This window comes from Nocardia implantans (genome assembly GCF_035544775.1).
GTDB lineage: Bacteria > Actinomycetota > Actinomycetes > Mycobacteriales > Mycobacteriaceae > Nocardia > Nocardia implantans.
In genome coordinates, this window is record NZ_JAYKYQ010000005.1 from 160,157 (window position 1) to 174,699 (window position 14,543).

Genomic DNA, 14,543 nt, shown 5'->3' on the forward strand with positions numbered 1-14,543 from the left:
GACACCGTGGTTCGAACCGCCGACGCGCTGCTGCTGCTGTCCTTCGGCGGTCCGGAGCGTCCCGAAGACGTCATGCCGTTCCTGGAGAACGTCACCCGGGGCAGGGGAGTGCCGCGCGAACGCCTCGAAGCGGTCGCCGAGCACTATCTGCACTTCGGCGGTGTCTCGCCGATCAACGCGCTCAATCGCGACATCATCACGGCGGTGGAGGCCGAACTGGCCGCCGCGGGCCTGGAGTTGCCGGTGTACTTCGGCAACCGGAACTGGCATCCCATGGTGGAGGACACCGTCGCGCGGATGGCCGCCGACGGTGTCGGCTCAGCGCTGGTCTTCCCGACTTCGGCGTGGGGCGGCTACTCCGGCTGCCTGCAGTACCACGAGGACATCGCCAGGGCGCGTGCCGCGTTCGGCGCGGGCGCGCCGCAGCTGCTGAAGCTGCGCCAGTACTTCGATCACCCTCTGCTGATCGAGACGTTCGCCGATGCCATCCGCTCGGCGCGCGATCGGCTCCCCGCCGGGCAGCGCGCCTCGGCGCGACTGGTGTTCACCGCGCATTCCATTCCGGTGTCGGCCGATGCGGCCGCGGGCCCGCCCGCCGACGGCGGCCGCCTCTACAGCCGTCAGGTCGCCGACGCGGCCCGATTGTGCGCCGTCGCAACCGGTTTCACCGATTACGACCTCGTCTGGCAGTCACGTTCGGGTCCGCCGCAGGTGCCGTGGCTGGAGCCGGACATCGTCGATCACCTGGACGATCTCGCGGCCAAGGGGGTCGAGGCCGTGGTCGTGTGTCCGGTGGGTTTCGTCTCCGATCATTTGGAAGTGATCTGGGATCTGGACAACGAGGCCGCGCAGAAAGCCGCCGAGCTCGGTATGGGTTTCGCGCGGGTCGCGACGCCGGGGAGTGACCCCCGCTTCGCGAAGCTGGTCGTCGAGTTGATCTCCGAGCAACTGCGCGGAGCCGAACCACGGCGGCTCGGTGCGGTCCCCGGCTACGGCTGTACGCGCGACGGCGCGCCGTGTGCCGTCGGCTGCTGTGCGATCACGCGTCGTCCCACTACTGGGAATTGAGGACGAGCGGTCGCGGATAGCATCGCCTGCGACCGATCGCCGAATCCGATTCTCTGGGGGGTAACTCTCGATGACCTATGCCGACGTGCTGACCAACGCCGCCGTGCTCGACCCGCACGCCTGGTCCGATGCGACCGTATGGACCGTGGCGCTCGACGCCACCGAGGCCAGGCGCCGTGGCCGTAGCAGTGGCAGCGGCGGCTTCTCGATCGGCGGTCTGCTGCTGTGCATCGGGGTCGTCGCCCTGGTGATCGGGCTCGTGATCTGGCTGAGCAAGCGGAACAAGTCGAATCAGCCCCAGCAGCAGTATCCGCAACAGCAGTACCCTCAGCAGTATCTTCCGCAGCAGAATTACCAAGGACAACAGCCGCAGTATCCGGCGCCCCAGTACCAGCAGCCGTATCCACCGCAGGGTCAACAGCAGTATCAGCAGTACCCGCCGCAGCACCAGTACCCGCCGCAGCAGCCGCCGTACCCGCCGCAGCGGTGAGACGCGCGCACGGGGATCTCAGAAATCCGGACTGCTCAGGCGGGTGTAGACCGTGGGGAAGCCGGGGCGTGCCGCGCCCACTCCCCAGGACGTGAGTCCGGCGAGATGCCCGTCGACGAGCAGCGGTCCGCCGCTGTCGTACTGAGCGGTGTCCGCGGTGGGGGTGCCTGCGCAGAGCATGGTGGACGGATCGAAGGCGGGACCATAGGCGGTGACGCACTCGCCGTCGGTGGCCAGGGGGAGGTTCGCCGCGCGCAATCGAGTGTTGGCCTCGTCGGTCTCGGAGGTCGCGCCCCAGCCCAGGATGGTCGCGGTGCCCGAAGCGGGCGCCGCGACGGTGATGGCCGGGCCGGGCTGCGGCTCGTCCAGGGTGAGGATCGCGACGTCGTCGTGATAGGCGGTCGTCATGTTCAGAACGGTGGCCCGGAAGCCGGGATGAATGCGAATGTCCCTGACGCGCACGGTTTTCCCGTCGTTTCCGCGCAGGTCGTCGCGGCCGAAGGTGACGGTGAGCGTCTGTGCCAGCGTCTGTGCCAAGGCCACGCAGTGCGCCGTCGTGACGACCCGGTCCGGCGCGATGAGCGCGCCGCCGCAGAACTGCCCGGAAGCGCGGGTCAGGAACAACGGCGTGCCGATGGCCGCCAGCCACGGGTACTCCGCTGTCGTCGCCTCGGCGCCGCCGACGATCGCCGAGGCGGGGGCGGGCAAGGTGAGACCGAGCAGAACCGTCAGTGCGGTGAGGGCGGCCGCGCGGCGACGACGGGGGAAGCGCATGTCAGACCGCCCGAGACATGAGATCAGCGACTTCCGCGCGCGGAGGCGTGCACGGCGACCAGGCGCGCGGCGCGGATCGCGTCCCACAGCGGCCGCAGCAGCGATTCCTGCGCGCCGATCGCGCTGGCGGAGGTCGGCGCGGAGGCGGGCTCACGCTGCGCGACCGTGAGGATGGCGGCGACATGATCGGCCGTGTCGAGAATGCGCCTGGCGCGCAACGGAATCGACTCGGGATAGTCGTGCCGGGAGTAGTCGGCCAGTTCGGCTTCGATGAGCTCGCGGGGATCGGAGTCGGCCGCGCCGAGCGCCGTGGTGTGCAGTTTCATCAGCGCGTCGGCGGCGTCGCGGACCGCTTCGCGCATCGCGTATTCGGCTTCGCCGAGGGACATGTCGGAGCCGGGCGCCGCGGGGACGGGCGCGCTGTAGACGGTCCACTGCAGCGTGTCGTCCTCGGCCCAGTGCGGGATGAGACCGGTGCCCTCGGCGCCGGGGACGCCGATCAGCATGCCCTCGCCCGCCTCGATCGCGTCGGCGGCGAACGCCGTGCCCGCGGGGATGCCCCTGACGTCGCCGGGGACGGGCAGCACCAACCGCAATTGGGCGCCGGGCTGGGCCATCGTCTCGCGAATCACTTTGAGCAGCGCCATGACTCCGCTCCCCGGCTGGTAGCCGTGGGCGGACCAGGGTAGGTCGGTGCGACCGCCGGTGATCGGATCACCCGCCGCGATGGTGTGCTTGGGCGCCCAGGCGTGCAAGGCGGCCAAAACGTCGTCGGGCGCACTGCAGCCGGCCAGCCAGGAGCTCGCCCACACCGTCAGCGTCGCACTTGGAGAGCACATAATCATCGAGCATAAAGGGTGGGCGCTACCGGTGGGCATCCATCCGCGACGGCATCGGCGAGCAGCGCGGAAACCGCGGGGGCCACGCCGCCCGCGAGGAACGTGCCCGGGCGGATACCCTCCGGCACCGCAGGCGCGACGCCCGCGATCGGCGGTTAGTCCGGTTCGGTGACGAAATCGATGAGCCGCTCCACCGCGCCGATGAGCGGCGCCTCCAGATCGCGGAAGGAGGACACCGCCTCGTACACCTTCCGCCAGCCGTCCTGCGGGGAACCCCAGCGCAGGCGCGAGCAGACGCCGGTCTTCCAGTCCTCGTCGCGGGGCACCTGCGGCCACCGGGCGATGCCGAGGGTGGCCGGGCGCACCGCTTGCCAGATGTCGACGAACGGGTGCCCGGTGACCAGCACGTGCGGCCCGAGCCCTGTGGTCAGGTGGGTCTCCTTCGATCCGGTCACCAGGTGGTCGACCAGCACGCCGACCCGCCTGCCCGGGCCGGGCCGGAAGTCCGCGAGCCGAGCGGCCAGGTTGTCCAGCCCTTCCAACTGCTCGACGACCACGCCCTCGACCCGGAGGTCGTGACCCCACACCCGCTCCACCAGCGCGGCGTCGTGCACGCCCTCCACCCAGATCCGGCTGCCGCGGGCGACCCGGGCGCGCAGGCCGTCGACCCGGGTGGAGCCGGAGGCGGAGCGGTTCGGCGTCTTCGGTGGGGCGGCCCGCGGCCGTACCAGCGTCACCGGCTCGCCGTCGATGAGGAACGCGGCCTCGCGCAGCGCGAACAGGCGCACCGTGCCGCGGGCGTCCTCCAGTTTCACGAACTCGCCGTCGTAGCTGCGATCGAATCCGACCACCGCGCCGCAGAATCCGGTGGCGGCGTCCTCGACGACCAGGTCTCGTTCCGCGGTGACCACGGGCACCGCCCGCTTCTTCGATCGAAGATGTCCGGAGAAGATGTCGCCGTACCTGTCGCGCCCGCTCACCTGCCTGAAGCTAGCACCGCCGCTGTGGCTTTCGGCGCACCAGGGGCACCGCGCGTCCGCGCGCGGAATTCCTCGGCAGTACTCGCGAAGGTCGCGCCCGAGATCATGATCCGCGCACTACAGTGGTCGTGTGGCCGCAATTTTTTGGCTGGTCGCGGGCATTCTGCTCGCGGCGGCGGAGATGCTCACCGGCGACTTCACCTTGCTGATGCTCGGTGTCGCCGCGCTGGGCACCGCCGGTGTCAGCGCGGCGGCGGGCACCTCCGTCGTCGCCGACGCCGTCGTCTTCGCGGTGATCTCGGCGGTAATGCTGCTCGGCGTGCGCCCGATCATCCGGCGTCGCTTCGGAACTCCACCGCCGACGCCGACGAACGTGGACGCCTTGCCCGGCAAGACCGCGCTGGTGCTCGAGCAGGTCGCGGCGCATTCCGGTCAGGTGAAGCTGAACGGCGAGGTGTGGACCGCGCGGCCGATGGACACGACCGAAGTCTATGAACCGGGTACGACCGTATACGTCATGAAGATCGACGGCGCGACCGCCGTCGTCTGGAAGGGGCCTTGATGGCTGTACTGATCGTTGCCGCCGTCCTCATCTTGCTGGTCGTGGTGGTGGTCTTCAAGTCGATCGCGCTGGTGCCGCAGGCCGAGGCCGCGGTGATCGAGCGGTTGGGCCGGTATTCGCGGACGGTCTCCGGCCAGCTCACGTTCCTCGTGCCGTTCGCCGATCGCGTCCGCGCCAAGGTGGATCTGCGGGAGCGGGTGGTGTCGTTCCCGCCGCAGCCGGTGATCACCGAGGACAACCTCACCCTGCACATCGACACGGTGGTCTATTTCCAGGTGACCAGCCCGCAGGCGGCGGTGTACGAGATCAGCAACTACATCGCCGCCGTCGAACAACTGACCGTCACCACACTGCGCAACGTCGTGGGCGGCATGACGCTCGAGCAGACGCTCACCTCCCGCGACGCGATCAACGGCCAGCTGCGCGGTGTGCTGGACGAGGCGACCGGGCGCTGGGGGCTGCGCGTGGCGCGGGTCGAGTTGAAGAGCATCGATCCGCCTCCGTCGATCCAGGAGTCGATGGAGAAGCAGATGAAGGCCGACCGCGAGAAGCGCGCCATGATCCTCACCGCGGAGGGCCAGCGCGAATCGGCGATCAAGACGGCCGAGGGTTCCAAGCAGGCGCAGATCCTGTCCGCCGAGGGCGCCAAGCAGTCGGCGATCCTGGCCGCCGAAGGCGAACGGCAGAGCCGCATCCTGCGGGCGCAGGGTGAGCGCGCCGCCGCGTACCTGCAGGCCCAAGGCCAGGCCAAGGCGATCGAAAAGGTCTTCGCCGCCATCAAATCCGGCAAGCCGACACCGGAATTGCTTGCCTACCAGTACATGCAGACGTTGCCAATGGTCGCGCGCGGCGACGCCAACAAGGTGTGGCTGGTGCCCAGCGACTTCGGCAAGGCGCTGGAGGGGTTCGCGAAGAGCTTCGGCACGCAAGGCGAGGACGGCGTGTTCCGGTACGAGCCGCCGGCCTCCGACGGCGCGGAAGCCAAGCCGGAGGACGATTCGGATGTCGCGGACTGGTTCGACACGGCGCCCGACCCGACCATCGAGCGCGCCATGCGGGCTGCCGAGGCGACGGCGCGGACGCCGGTGGAGGGGCTGACCCCGACACCGCCCCCGCAGGGGTTCGAGCCTTCGCCGCACCAGCCGGTCATCCCTCCGCAGGAGGCTTTCCCGGCCCAGCAGCCGCCGCAACAACCTCCGGCCCAGCGTCAGGACGACCCGCACGGCCGTCCGTGGCAGCCGCCGGAGAACTTCTCGAAATAGCGTCGCGCGCCGCCCCGGCCTCCATTCGCGTCCGGGGCGGTCGCGTCGATGCGGCCGGATCGTTCAGCCTGGCAGTCCGGCGGCGCGAATCGCTGGGACGACCACGTCGGCGATGCCCCGCATGCCCTGCGGGTTGAGGTGGTAGGGCAGAAGCGTCTCGGTGGCGAGGACGGGCTCCATCCAGCGGACGCCGACGGGCGCGCACGCGTCGCGGCCCTCCGACGCGGCGCTGGTGTCCACATAGATCGCGCCGTGCGCGGTGGCGACGCGGGAGACCACGGCGTTGAGATGGTCGAAGGCGGCTTGGATGGGCGCGGCGTCGGACGGGCGAAGACCGACCAGCGCCGGACAGCCGCCGTCGCGCACGTAGCGCGGCCAGCCGTCGACGACGATCAGCGCCCGCGGCGCGCGGGCCGAGATCTGTCGCAGTGCGGTGGCGTAGGACTCCGCGATCGCATCGATGTCGGCGGCCCAGTCCGGACCGGCGCACCCGCCCACGCCGGTGAGGCCGTAGACATGGCAGGCGACGATGTGCTCGGCCATCAGCGCGTCATTGGCGCCGATGTGCACCGTGACCAATCTGGTGGCGGGGCCGAGGGCGTCGAACTGGGGTGGGATGCCCGGTTGCTGCGGGGCGGCGAGGTCCGCGATACGGGCGGAGTTGCAGGTGCGGTCGTCGATCGGCAAGCCGAGGTCCAGGGCGATCAGCTGCGGTGTGTTCGCGGTGGAGCGCAGGCATCGGAACGGTGCCGAGATGTCGAAGTTCCGCACGCCCGTGGTGGCCGCCCCGGAATCGCCCAGGGCGACGTATTCGGCCCCGCCGGTGGGCTCGGCCCCGGCGGGGGCGGTGGCGCCCATGGCGATCAGACAGGCGATGACCGTGACGGCCCGCGCAAGATTCGTCATGTCGTTTCCGTCCGTCCAGTCGTCGGCGCGCTGCGAAACATGTACGTCTCTCTGTGCCGAACGCTACTCGGGCAGGCACGTCCGCGGGCGGAATCGGGTGGCAGACTGCCAGATATGACGACACCTGGATGGGCCGAAGTGGACCGCTACTTAGTGCAGACCCTCGTGGCGGATCCCGACTCCGACGCGGCGCTGGCGGCGAACAAGGACGCGGGCCTGCCCGCGATCGACGTGTCACCGCCCCAGGGAAAGTTCCTCCATCTGCTGGCCAGGACGGTGGGCGCGCGACGGGTGCTGGAGATCGGCACGCTCGGCGGATACAGCACCATCTGGCTCGCCCGCGCGGTGGGACCGGAGGGGCGGGTGATCACGCTCGAGTTCGCCGACCGGCACGCCGAGGTGGCGCGGGCGAATCTGGACCGGGCGGGCGTCGGCGACCGAGTGGAGATCCGGGTCGGCGCCGCGCTGGACAGCCTGCCCGTGCTCGCCGAAGAGGATCCGGAGCCGTTCGACTTGGTCTTCATCGACGCGGACAAGGTGAACAACTCCAACTACGTGCTGTGGGCGCTGCGGCTGACCCGGCCGGGCTCGGTGATCATTGTCGACAACGTCGTGCGCGGCGGCGCGATCGCCGACGAGCGGTCCGACGACCCGAACGCGCAGGCCAGTCGCGAACTCGTCGAGTTGCTCCAAGCCGAGCCCAGCCTGGACGCCACCGTGGTGCAGACCGTCGGCGCCAAAGGCTGGGACGGCTTCGCCTACGCCGTCGTGAACGGCGACAGCGTCGGGTGAACCGGCTCGGCCAGGGCTCCAGCACCCCGGTTTCGTAGCGCCGGTTCCAACATCAAGTCAGGTCGAGGTCAACCGCTCGCGCCGCGCCGCCCTGGCCTCGAAACCGTCGCAGAGCGCGTCCAGGCCGTCGTAGAGCAGTTCCTCCTGGGTCAGGTTCCGCACGCCGCTGCCGGCGAGATCGGCCAGCGCGGAAGGGACCGGTCCCTGGGACGTGCCGTCGAGCAGCGTCCGCAGCCCGTTCTCGCCCGCCGGGTCCATGCCTTTGCGCGCCATCAGCTCGGCGCTGATCTCGGGCAGCGTCGCGCCGGAGATGTAGTTCCACACGGCGAAGGACATGCCGGTCGCCTCGCGGGTGGACACGCCGAGTTCCAGGAACCCGTCCACCAGCCAGGCCAGGCACGCCAGGCTCTGCGGCCCGAAGCTGTAACGCGGTGTGGCGAAGGTGAGCAGCACCCACGGATGTTGCCGATACAGGGCCCAGTCGATTTCGGCGGCGATGCGGACCCGGTCGCGCCAGCTCCACCCCTGCCCCTCGGGGGGCGGATACGGATTGCGCCGGGCCACTTCGTCGGTCATCAGCGCGAGCAATTCGTCTTTGTTCGCGACGTGGCGATACAGCGACATGGCTCCCACGCCGAGCCGATCGGCGATGCGCCGCATGGACAGCGCGTCCAAGCCCTCGGCGTCGGCGAGCTCGATCGCGGTGTCGACAATGGCGGCGCGGTGCAGCATGCGTACACTGTACCCGGGCTCATGCGTACGACGTACGCGCCATGGAGAGGAAGTTCGGTGATGACACACGTGCGGCCGGCCAGGACCGAACCGGCCACGACGGGCTCGCGACGCGCTTGGCTGGGGCTCGCGGTTCTGCTGTTGCCGGTGCTGCTGGTGTCCATGGACATCTCGGTGCTGTTCCTCGCGCTGCCGACGCTCACCCTCGATCTGGACCCCTCCGCCGATCAGCAACTGTGGATCCTGGATATCTACGGCTTCCTGATCGCGGGCCTGCTGATCACCATGGGCAATCTCGGCGACCGGATCGGTCGGCGCAACATCTTGCTCACCGGCGCGGCGGTTTTCGGCATCGCGTCGGTGATCGCCGCGTTCGCCCCCACCGCCGGCGTGCTGATCGCGGCGCGGGCGCTGATGGGCATCGGCGGTGCGACCTTGCTGCCGTCCAGCCTGGCGCTGATCTCCAGCCTGTTCCCGGACGCGCGGGAGCGGGCCACCGCGATCGGCATCTGGACGGCGTTCTTCGCGGGCGGCTCGGCCGTCGGGCCGATCATCGGCGGCGCGCTGCTGCACCACTTCTGGTGGGGCTCGGTGTTTCTCATCAATCTTCCGGTGCTGCTGGTGCTGCTCGCCTTCGGCCCGTTCGTGTTGCCGGAACACCGAGCGGGGGTGCGGGAACCGCTGGATCTGCCGAGTGTCGCGTTGTCGATCGGCGGCATCCTGCCGGTGGTGTACGGGATCAAACACGCCGCCACCGAGGGCATCGATGCGCAAGCGGTCGTCGTCGCGCTGGTGGGCGCGGTGATCCTGACCGTGTTCGTGCGCAGGCAGCGGCAGCTGCGCGACCCTCTGCTCGATCTGCGGCTGTTCGCCAGGCCGCAGTTCTCGGTGGCCATCGGCGCCAGTCTCGCCGGCATGATGTCGCTGGCCGGTCTCAGCTATCTCACCAGCATCTATCTGCAGTCGGTGACCGGGCGCACGCCGCTGGCGGCGGCGCTGCTCGGCATTCCGATGGCGATCGCGGTTTTCGTCTGCTCGATGGGCGGCGCCCGAGTCGGACATCGTTTCGGCGCCCGCGCGACGTTCGTGTTCGCGCTGCTCGCCTCCGCCGCGGGCAACCTGATGCTGCTCGGTGTGGGCGCGCACGACGGACTCGGCTGGTACCTGGCCGGTTCCACGATCGCAGGCATCGGATACGGCCTCGCCTTCACGCTGGTGTCCGAGGTCTCGGTGTCGTCGGTGCCGCCGGAGCGGGCCGGGTCGGCGGTGGGCATCTCGGAGACCAGCTTCGAACTCGGCAATGCGCTCGGCCTGGCGCTGCTCGGTTCGCTCGCGGCGCTGATCTTCCGGTCCGGGGGTGACTACGCGGCGACGCTCGGCGAGACCATTCAGCACGCGGGCGCGAACGCGGCGCTGGTCGAGGCGGCGCGCGAATCCTTCGTCGACGGCATGCACGTCGCGGTGGCCGTCGGCGCGACCGTGCTCACGGCGATGGCGCTGATCGCGCGCTTCGCCGCTCCGCGTCCGAGTTGAGCCGCGCGGCCGGGATCAGTGGCCGAAGACGGAGGTCACTATCTCGGCTGCCCAGCGGTTCATCGGCCGGACGACCGCGCCGTGCACCCAGCGGACCGGACGCACCACCAAGGCGAGCCAGACGACGGCCGAAGCGCCGAACACCGGGCGCAACACGTAGCGGTACAGCGCCCGGCACGGCAGCACGACGAGCACACCGACGACGAGGGTCGCCACGCGCCACCCGTAGCGCGCGGTCGCGCGCACCGCGTTCCAGAGCGGGCGCAGCACCCAACGCCACAACTGCGACAGCGGCCAGACGATGAGCCACTCGAGGGTGCGGTGGCATACCCACGCGACGGCATATGCGATCGGATACACGACCCAGCGCAGCAACCACGCCCCCACGGGACGAATCACCGTGCGCCACAGAAAAATTTCTACCGCGCGCCGCAGCGGTCGCAGCAGGTATTCCAGCAGCAGCGACAGCATCGGTGTGAGCACCGAGCCCCACAGCAGATGCTGCACCACCCAGCCCCACAGGAAATCCTTCGCGACTATCCACGCGGGCCGCAGCACCCAGTGCCAGATCAGCTCGGCTGCCGGAACCAGCAGGTAGCGTGCGACGAAGACGAGCGCCGCTCCGATCGCGCGACCGAGGAAGGCAATGCCCTCCCACAGCAGACGGATCGGAACCAGCACCACGATCGCGATCCCGCGCGCGATCCACTGTGCGATCGAGACCTGTGCGTCCGGCGTCGACACCTCGTTCCCCCTCGTCGAATGCACCGGGCGAAGCCGCGGTGAGAAAGTCTGTGCGCCGGCTACATTCGACCACGCGAACGCCGCCGGGCGCGTGAGTAGAAATGCTCGAGTGGCGCGTCGGCGCGCCTCCCACGAATCGAACGGCGTTCGTGATAATATTAAATGTCATGTTTTCGCATGACATCCCCCTCGCCGATGGCGCTTCAGCACCCGGCATCGAAGCGGTCCAGACTTTCCTCCGCCGCTACGACGACAGTGTTGCCGCCTCCGACTTCGATGCCCTGCCAGGCTATTTCGATCCGCAGATCCTGGTGGTCACGCCCACGACGAGCCGGTGCGTCACCCGCGCGGAATTCATCGCGGGCGCTCGCGCCCGTGCCCGCGGGCTCGCCGCTGCGCGCGCGACGCTGGCCGCCCAGTCCACCATCGCACTCGGCGGGCACTGCTGGCTCAGTTCGGCGCACTGGACGATGAGCATCGGCGACGCGCCCGCCCTCGACCTCTACAGCGATTTCCTGGTCCGGCGCGCCGACGGCGAGCTGAGTATCTCCGCCTACCTCACCCGCCAGGACCTGCCGCAACTCGTGCGGGACCGCTCCGGCGCGCACTGATGCGGCGAACTCGCCGGTGGGCACGGTGATCGACGCCTACAGTCGAAGTCGTGGACCACGCCCCGGCTTCGAACAACGCCAGGCCGATCGCCGAACGGGTGGCGACACGGCTGCTGTATCCCACGTCGCGTCCGCGCGAACAGGCGCTGCGCGCCGCGGTCGACGGAAAGAACGTGCTGGTCACCGGGGCATCGCACGGCATAGGCAAGGCCAGTGCGCGCAAGCTGGCCGGTGCGGGCGCGACCGTCGCGCTCGTCGCCCGCTCCGGCGGCGAACTCGAGCGGCTGGCCGCGGAGATCACCGCCGCGGGCGGCGTCGCGCACAGCTACCCGACCGATCTCACGGACATGGGCGCGGTCGAACGGCTCGGCCACCGCCTACTCGACGAGCACGGCCACCTCGACGTGGTGATCAACAACGCGGGCAAGTCGATCCGCCGCCCGATCGACGAGTCCTACGACCGCTTCCACGATTTCACCCGCACCATCGATGTCAACTACCTCGGTCCGGTGCGCTTGCTGCTCACGCTGCTGCCCGCCATGCGCGCCCGCGGACGAGGCCACCTCGTCAACGTATCCACGTGGGGCGTGCGCATGCCGCCCGCGCCGCGCTGGGCCGCCTACGGAGCGTCCAAATCCGCCTTCGACGTCTGGTTGCGCAGTGTCGCGGCCGAGGTGTCCGGCGACGGTGTCACCGCCACCTCGATCTACCTGCCGCTCGTGCACACCAGGATGAGCGCGCCCACCGACTTCAGCCGGGTCCCCGGCCTGACCGTGGCCGAGGCAGCCGACCTGGTCTGCCACGCGGTGACCGCGAAGCCGCGCGAAATCGCACCGTGGTGGTCGGCCCCCGTGCAGGCGTGGACCGACCTGACCCGCGGCCGCGCCCAGCGTTTCATGGAACGCGCCTTCCGCCGCTGACCGGAACATCCGGGAAACGACCACGACTTCCGCACGACACACCGGGACATAGGATCGACGGATGCGCGAATCCGCTCCGATCGCTCCGGCCGGTCTCACGACGGTGCTCGCGCTCGCCGACTCGCGGCTGCCGATCGGCGGGCACGTGCACTCCGGCGGGGTGGAAGAAGCCGTCGCCTCCGGCCTGGTCCGCGACGTCGCGACGGTGGAGCTGTATCTGCGCCGCCGCGTCCTGACCTCGGCGCTGGTGGCCGCGTCGCTCGCGGCGGCGGTGTGCGCGGGGGAACTGGAGCCGGCGCGGGCGGAGGCGGAAGCCGATGCGCGCACGCCCGCGCCAGCGGCGCGGGCGGCCTCCCGCGCCCAGGGGCGCGGTCTGGCGCGCCTGGCGAAACAGCTGTGGCCGGGACACGATTGGTCGCCGCTCGGCACGACACCGCATCTGTCCACGGTCTTCGGAATGGTCGGCCCGGCCGCCGCGGTGCAGCCCGGGGAGATCGCCGGTGTGGTGGTCTACACGACCCTCACCGGCGCCGCCACCGCGGCCCAGCGTCTGCTGGCCCTCGATCCCGCCGCGATCGCCGCGTGCACGGTCCGGCTGGCCGGCCTGTGCGACCGCGTCGCCGCCGAGGCCGTGACCGGCCTGGCCGCGATGTCCGACCCGCTGCAGGACGTGCTCGCCGAGCGCCACCGGCAGCGGGACATGCCCCTGTTCGCGAGCTGACGCCCCGGAAGAAGGAGACCGCGCCATGCCCCCGCATCTGATCGACGGTGAGCCGCACGACCACGGTCACGACCGGCCGAAACGGGCCCGCACGCCCGGGGAGGCCCTGCGCATCGGCATCGGCGGCCCGGTCGGTTCGGGCAAGACCGCGCTGGTGGCGGCGCTGTGCAGGCAGTTGCGCGACGAGCTGTCGCTGGCGGTGCTGACCAACGACATCTACACCACAGAGGACGCCGACTTCCTGCGCAGGCACGCGGTCCTGCCGGACGAGCGGATCGCCGCCGTGCAGACCGGCGGGTGTCCGCACACCGCCATCCGGGACGACATCACCGCCAACCTCGACGCCATCGATGATTTGGTCGCCGCCAATCCGCCGCTGGATCTGATCCTGGTGGAATCCGGCGGCGACAATCTGACCGCGACCTTCTCCTCGGGCCTGATCGACGTGCAGATCTTCGTGGTGGACGTGGCGGGCGGCGACAAGGTGCCGCGCAAAGGCGGTCCCGGCGTGACGTTCTCGGATCTGCTGGTGGTCAACAAGACGGATCTGGCTGCGCTGGTCGGCGCGGACCTGGGCGTGATGGAGCGCGACGCGGCGCGGGTGCGTGCGAACCGGCCGACGGTGCTCGTCTCGCTCACCGAGGACCCCGCGGCGACGCCCGTGCTGGCCTGGGTGCGCGAGCGATTGCGCGAGGTCGCCGAGCAGGACCGGGCGGGCGCCGGCGAATCCGCCGCCGCGCACTGAGTTCCGCCGGTGCGCACCGAGTTACGCATCGTCGCTCGTCCAGGGGTTCTTCCGGAGATCCACGCGAGCGGCGGGTTGTCGGCCCGCCGCACCGGCCCGCGCACGGTCCACCTCATCGGCACTGCCGCCACGCCGCTGGGCGGCGACGAACTCGACATCGTGATCGTGGTCGCGGCGGGCGCCGAACTGGTGGTGCGCTCGGTCGCGGCCACGCTGGCGCTACCCGGCCGGGCGACGCCGCTGTCGTCCGGGCGCTGGCAGCTGGAGGTCGGCAGCGGGGGAGTGCTGGATTTCGATCCCGAGCCGATGATCGTCGCGGGCGGCGCTCGGCACCAGACGGTCACCACAATCCGCCTGGATGCCGGAGCCCGGCTGCGGATGCGTGAGCGCGTTCAGCTCGGACGCACGGGCGAGGACGGCGGGCAGTGGCGAGGAGATCTGATCGCCGACGTCGACGACATGCCCCTACTGCGCCACCGGCTGGCGCTGGGCGCGGGCACGCCGGCCGATGACGCGCTGTCCGCGCCGCGTGCTTTGGAGAGCGAACTCGTCTACCCGGACGAATGCACGGCGGCGACTGCCGATTTGCGGGAGAGCCGGTTGCCGCTGGCAGCGGGCGGCAGTTTGTTCACCCGCACCGGATCGGTGCTGCGGGTGTCGGGCGTGGAACGCGCCGAGGTGAAGGGCTGATCAACGGCGATCGGAAGTGCCGCCGTGGTGCGCTCGCATCCGGGGCGGCCTGTCGGGACCGCTCCCGTGCCGTATGTGGGATTCGTTCCATTCAGGTGTAATTCGACCGAGGCTTGGAGAAAGAAAGGGTGGGAGCTCGACAGCGTCGTCGGGTTCCCACCCTTTCGGCTCGCC

The 14,543-nt window shown here is 70.2% G+C and carries 17 protein-coding genes; 11 read left to right on the forward strand and 6 right to left on the reverse strand.

The window, feature by feature from the left end:
• The first annotated feature begins 6 nt into the window (after nucleotides 1-6).
• Nucleotides 7-1,068: a ferrochelatase gene (locus tag U3653_RS14000; protein ID WP_323123986.1), complete on the forward strand. Its 1,062-nt coding sequence runs from the start codon at nucleotides 7-9 to the stop codon at nucleotides 1,066-1,068.
• A gap of 70 nt (nucleotides 1,069-1,138) precedes the next feature.
• Entirely contained in the window at nucleotides 1,139-1,558 is a 420-nt protein-coding gene (locus U3653_RS14005; RefSeq protein ID WP_195080167.1) for a hypothetical protein, read from the forward strand.
• Nucleotides 1,559-1,576: 18 nt separating this feature from the next.
• On the opposite strand, the gene U3653_RS14010 is transcribed toward U3653_RS14005, so the two are convergent.
• The 3 genes from U3653_RS14010 to U3653_RS14020 form a co-directional block, all read right to left on the reverse strand.
• Nucleotides 1,577-2,332 (reverse strand): S1 family peptidase, encoded by a 756-nt coding sequence (locus tag U3653_RS14010; protein ID WP_195080166.1) that lies wholly within the window; start codon nucleotides 2,330-2,332, stop codon nucleotides 1,577-1,579.
• A 23-nt stretch (nucleotides 2,333-2,355) separates the two neighbouring features.
• A complete protein-coding gene (locus U3653_RS14015; protein WP_195080165.1) occupies nucleotides 2,356-3,171 on the reverse strand; it encodes an Rv1486c family protein in 816 nt (271 codons plus the stop codon).
• 155 nt (nucleotides 3,172-3,326) lie between these two features.
• Nucleotides 3,327-4,151 (reverse strand): DUF3097 domain-containing protein, encoded by an 825-nt coding sequence (locus U3653_RS14020; RefSeq protein WP_195080164.1) that lies wholly within the window; start codon nucleotides 4,149-4,151, stop codon nucleotides 3,327-3,329.
• A gap of 130 nt (nucleotides 4,152-4,281) precedes the next feature.
• Here U3653_RS14020 and U3653_RS14025 point away from each other — a divergent pair, with 130 nt between their 5' ends.
• Entirely contained in the window at nucleotides 4,282-4,713 is a 432-nt protein-coding gene (locus U3653_RS14025) for an NfeD family protein (RefSeq protein ID WP_195080163.1), read from the forward strand.
• The gene (locus U3653_RS14030; RefSeq protein WP_195080162.1) at nucleotides 4,713-5,975 is read left to right on the forward strand and encodes an SPFH domain-containing protein; all 1,263 of its coding nucleotides are present in this window, start codon (nucleotides 4,713-4,715) and stop codon (nucleotides 5,973-5,975) included. The genes U3653_RS14025 and U3653_RS14030 overlap by 1 nt, the downstream gene beginning before the upstream one ends.
• A 63-nt stretch (nucleotides 5,976-6,038) precedes the next feature.
• On the opposite strand, the gene U3653_RS14035 is transcribed toward U3653_RS14030, so the two are convergent.
• Nucleotides 6,039-6,881 (reverse strand): SGNH/GDSL hydrolase family protein, encoded by an 843-nt coding sequence (locus tag U3653_RS14035; protein WP_195080161.1) that lies wholly within the window; start codon nucleotides 6,879-6,881, stop codon nucleotides 6,039-6,041.
• Between the two features lie 114 nt (nucleotides 6,882-6,995).
• On the opposite strand from U3653_RS14035, the gene U3653_RS14040 reads away from it, so the two are divergent.
• Complete coding sequence (locus U3653_RS14040) at nucleotides 6,996-7,673, forward strand: O-methyltransferase (protein WP_195080160.1); 678 nt, start codon at nucleotides 6,996-6,998, stop codon at nucleotides 7,671-7,673.
• A gap of 57 nt (nucleotides 7,674-7,730) precedes the next feature.
• Here U3653_RS14040 and U3653_RS14045 read toward each other — a convergent pair whose 3' ends face one another.
• Nucleotides 7,731-8,405, reverse strand: coding sequence for a TetR/AcrR family transcriptional regulator (locus tag U3653_RS14045; RefSeq protein WP_195080159.1), 675 nt, complete (start codon nucleotides 8,403-8,405; stop codon nucleotides 7,731-7,733).
• A 60-nt stretch (nucleotides 8,406-8,465) separates the two neighbouring features.
• Here U3653_RS14045 and U3653_RS14050 point away from each other — a divergent pair, with 60 nt between their 5' ends.
• Nucleotides 8,466-9,938, forward strand: coding sequence for an MFS transporter (locus U3653_RS14050; protein ID WP_195080158.1), 1,473 nt, complete (start codon nucleotides 8,466-8,468; stop codon nucleotides 9,936-9,938).
• A gap of 15 nt (nucleotides 9,939-9,953) precedes the next feature.
• Here the strand turns inward: U3653_RS14050 and U3653_RS14055 are convergent, their stop codons facing one another.
• A complete protein-coding gene (locus U3653_RS14055) occupies nucleotides 9,954-10,682 on the reverse strand; it encodes a hypothetical protein (RefSeq protein ID WP_195080157.1) in 729 nt (242 codons plus the stop codon).
• A 167-nt stretch (nucleotides 10,683-10,849) separates the two neighbouring features.
• Between U3653_RS14055 and U3653_RS14060 the strand changes: the two genes are divergently transcribed.
• The 5 genes from U3653_RS14060 (at nucleotide 10,850) to U3653_RS14080 (ending at nucleotide 14,369) form a co-directional block, all read left to right on the forward strand.
• Nucleotides 10,850-11,293 (forward strand): DUF4440 domain-containing protein, encoded by a 444-nt coding sequence (locus tag U3653_RS14060; RefSeq protein WP_195080156.1) that lies wholly within the window; start codon nucleotides 10,850-10,852, stop codon nucleotides 11,291-11,293.
• A 50-nt stretch (nucleotides 11,294-11,343) separates the two neighbouring features.
• Entirely contained in the window at nucleotides 11,344-12,213 is an 870-nt protein-coding gene (locus U3653_RS14065) for an SDR family NAD(P)-dependent oxidoreductase (protein ID WP_435406565.1), read from the forward strand.
• Nucleotides 12,214-12,274: 61 nt separating this feature from the next.
• Nucleotides 12,275-12,934: an urease accessory protein UreF gene (locus tag U3653_RS14070; RefSeq protein WP_195080155.1), complete on the forward strand. Its 660-nt coding sequence runs from the start codon at nucleotides 12,275-12,277 to the stop codon at nucleotides 12,932-12,934.
• A gap of 25 nt (nucleotides 12,935-12,959) precedes the next feature.
• On the forward strand, nucleotides 12,960-13,679 hold the full coding sequence (gene ureG, locus U3653_RS14075; RefSeq protein WP_195080154.1) for an urease accessory protein UreG: 720 nt from the start codon (nucleotides 12,960-12,962) through the stop codon (nucleotides 13,677-13,679).
• A 9-nt stretch (nucleotides 13,680-13,688) separates the two neighbouring features.
• Complete coding sequence (locus tag U3653_RS14080; protein ID WP_195080153.1) at nucleotides 13,689-14,369, forward strand: urease accessory protein UreD; 681 nt, start codon at nucleotides 13,689-13,691, stop codon at nucleotides 14,367-14,369.
• Nucleotides 14,370-14,543: the final 174 nt, after the last annotated feature.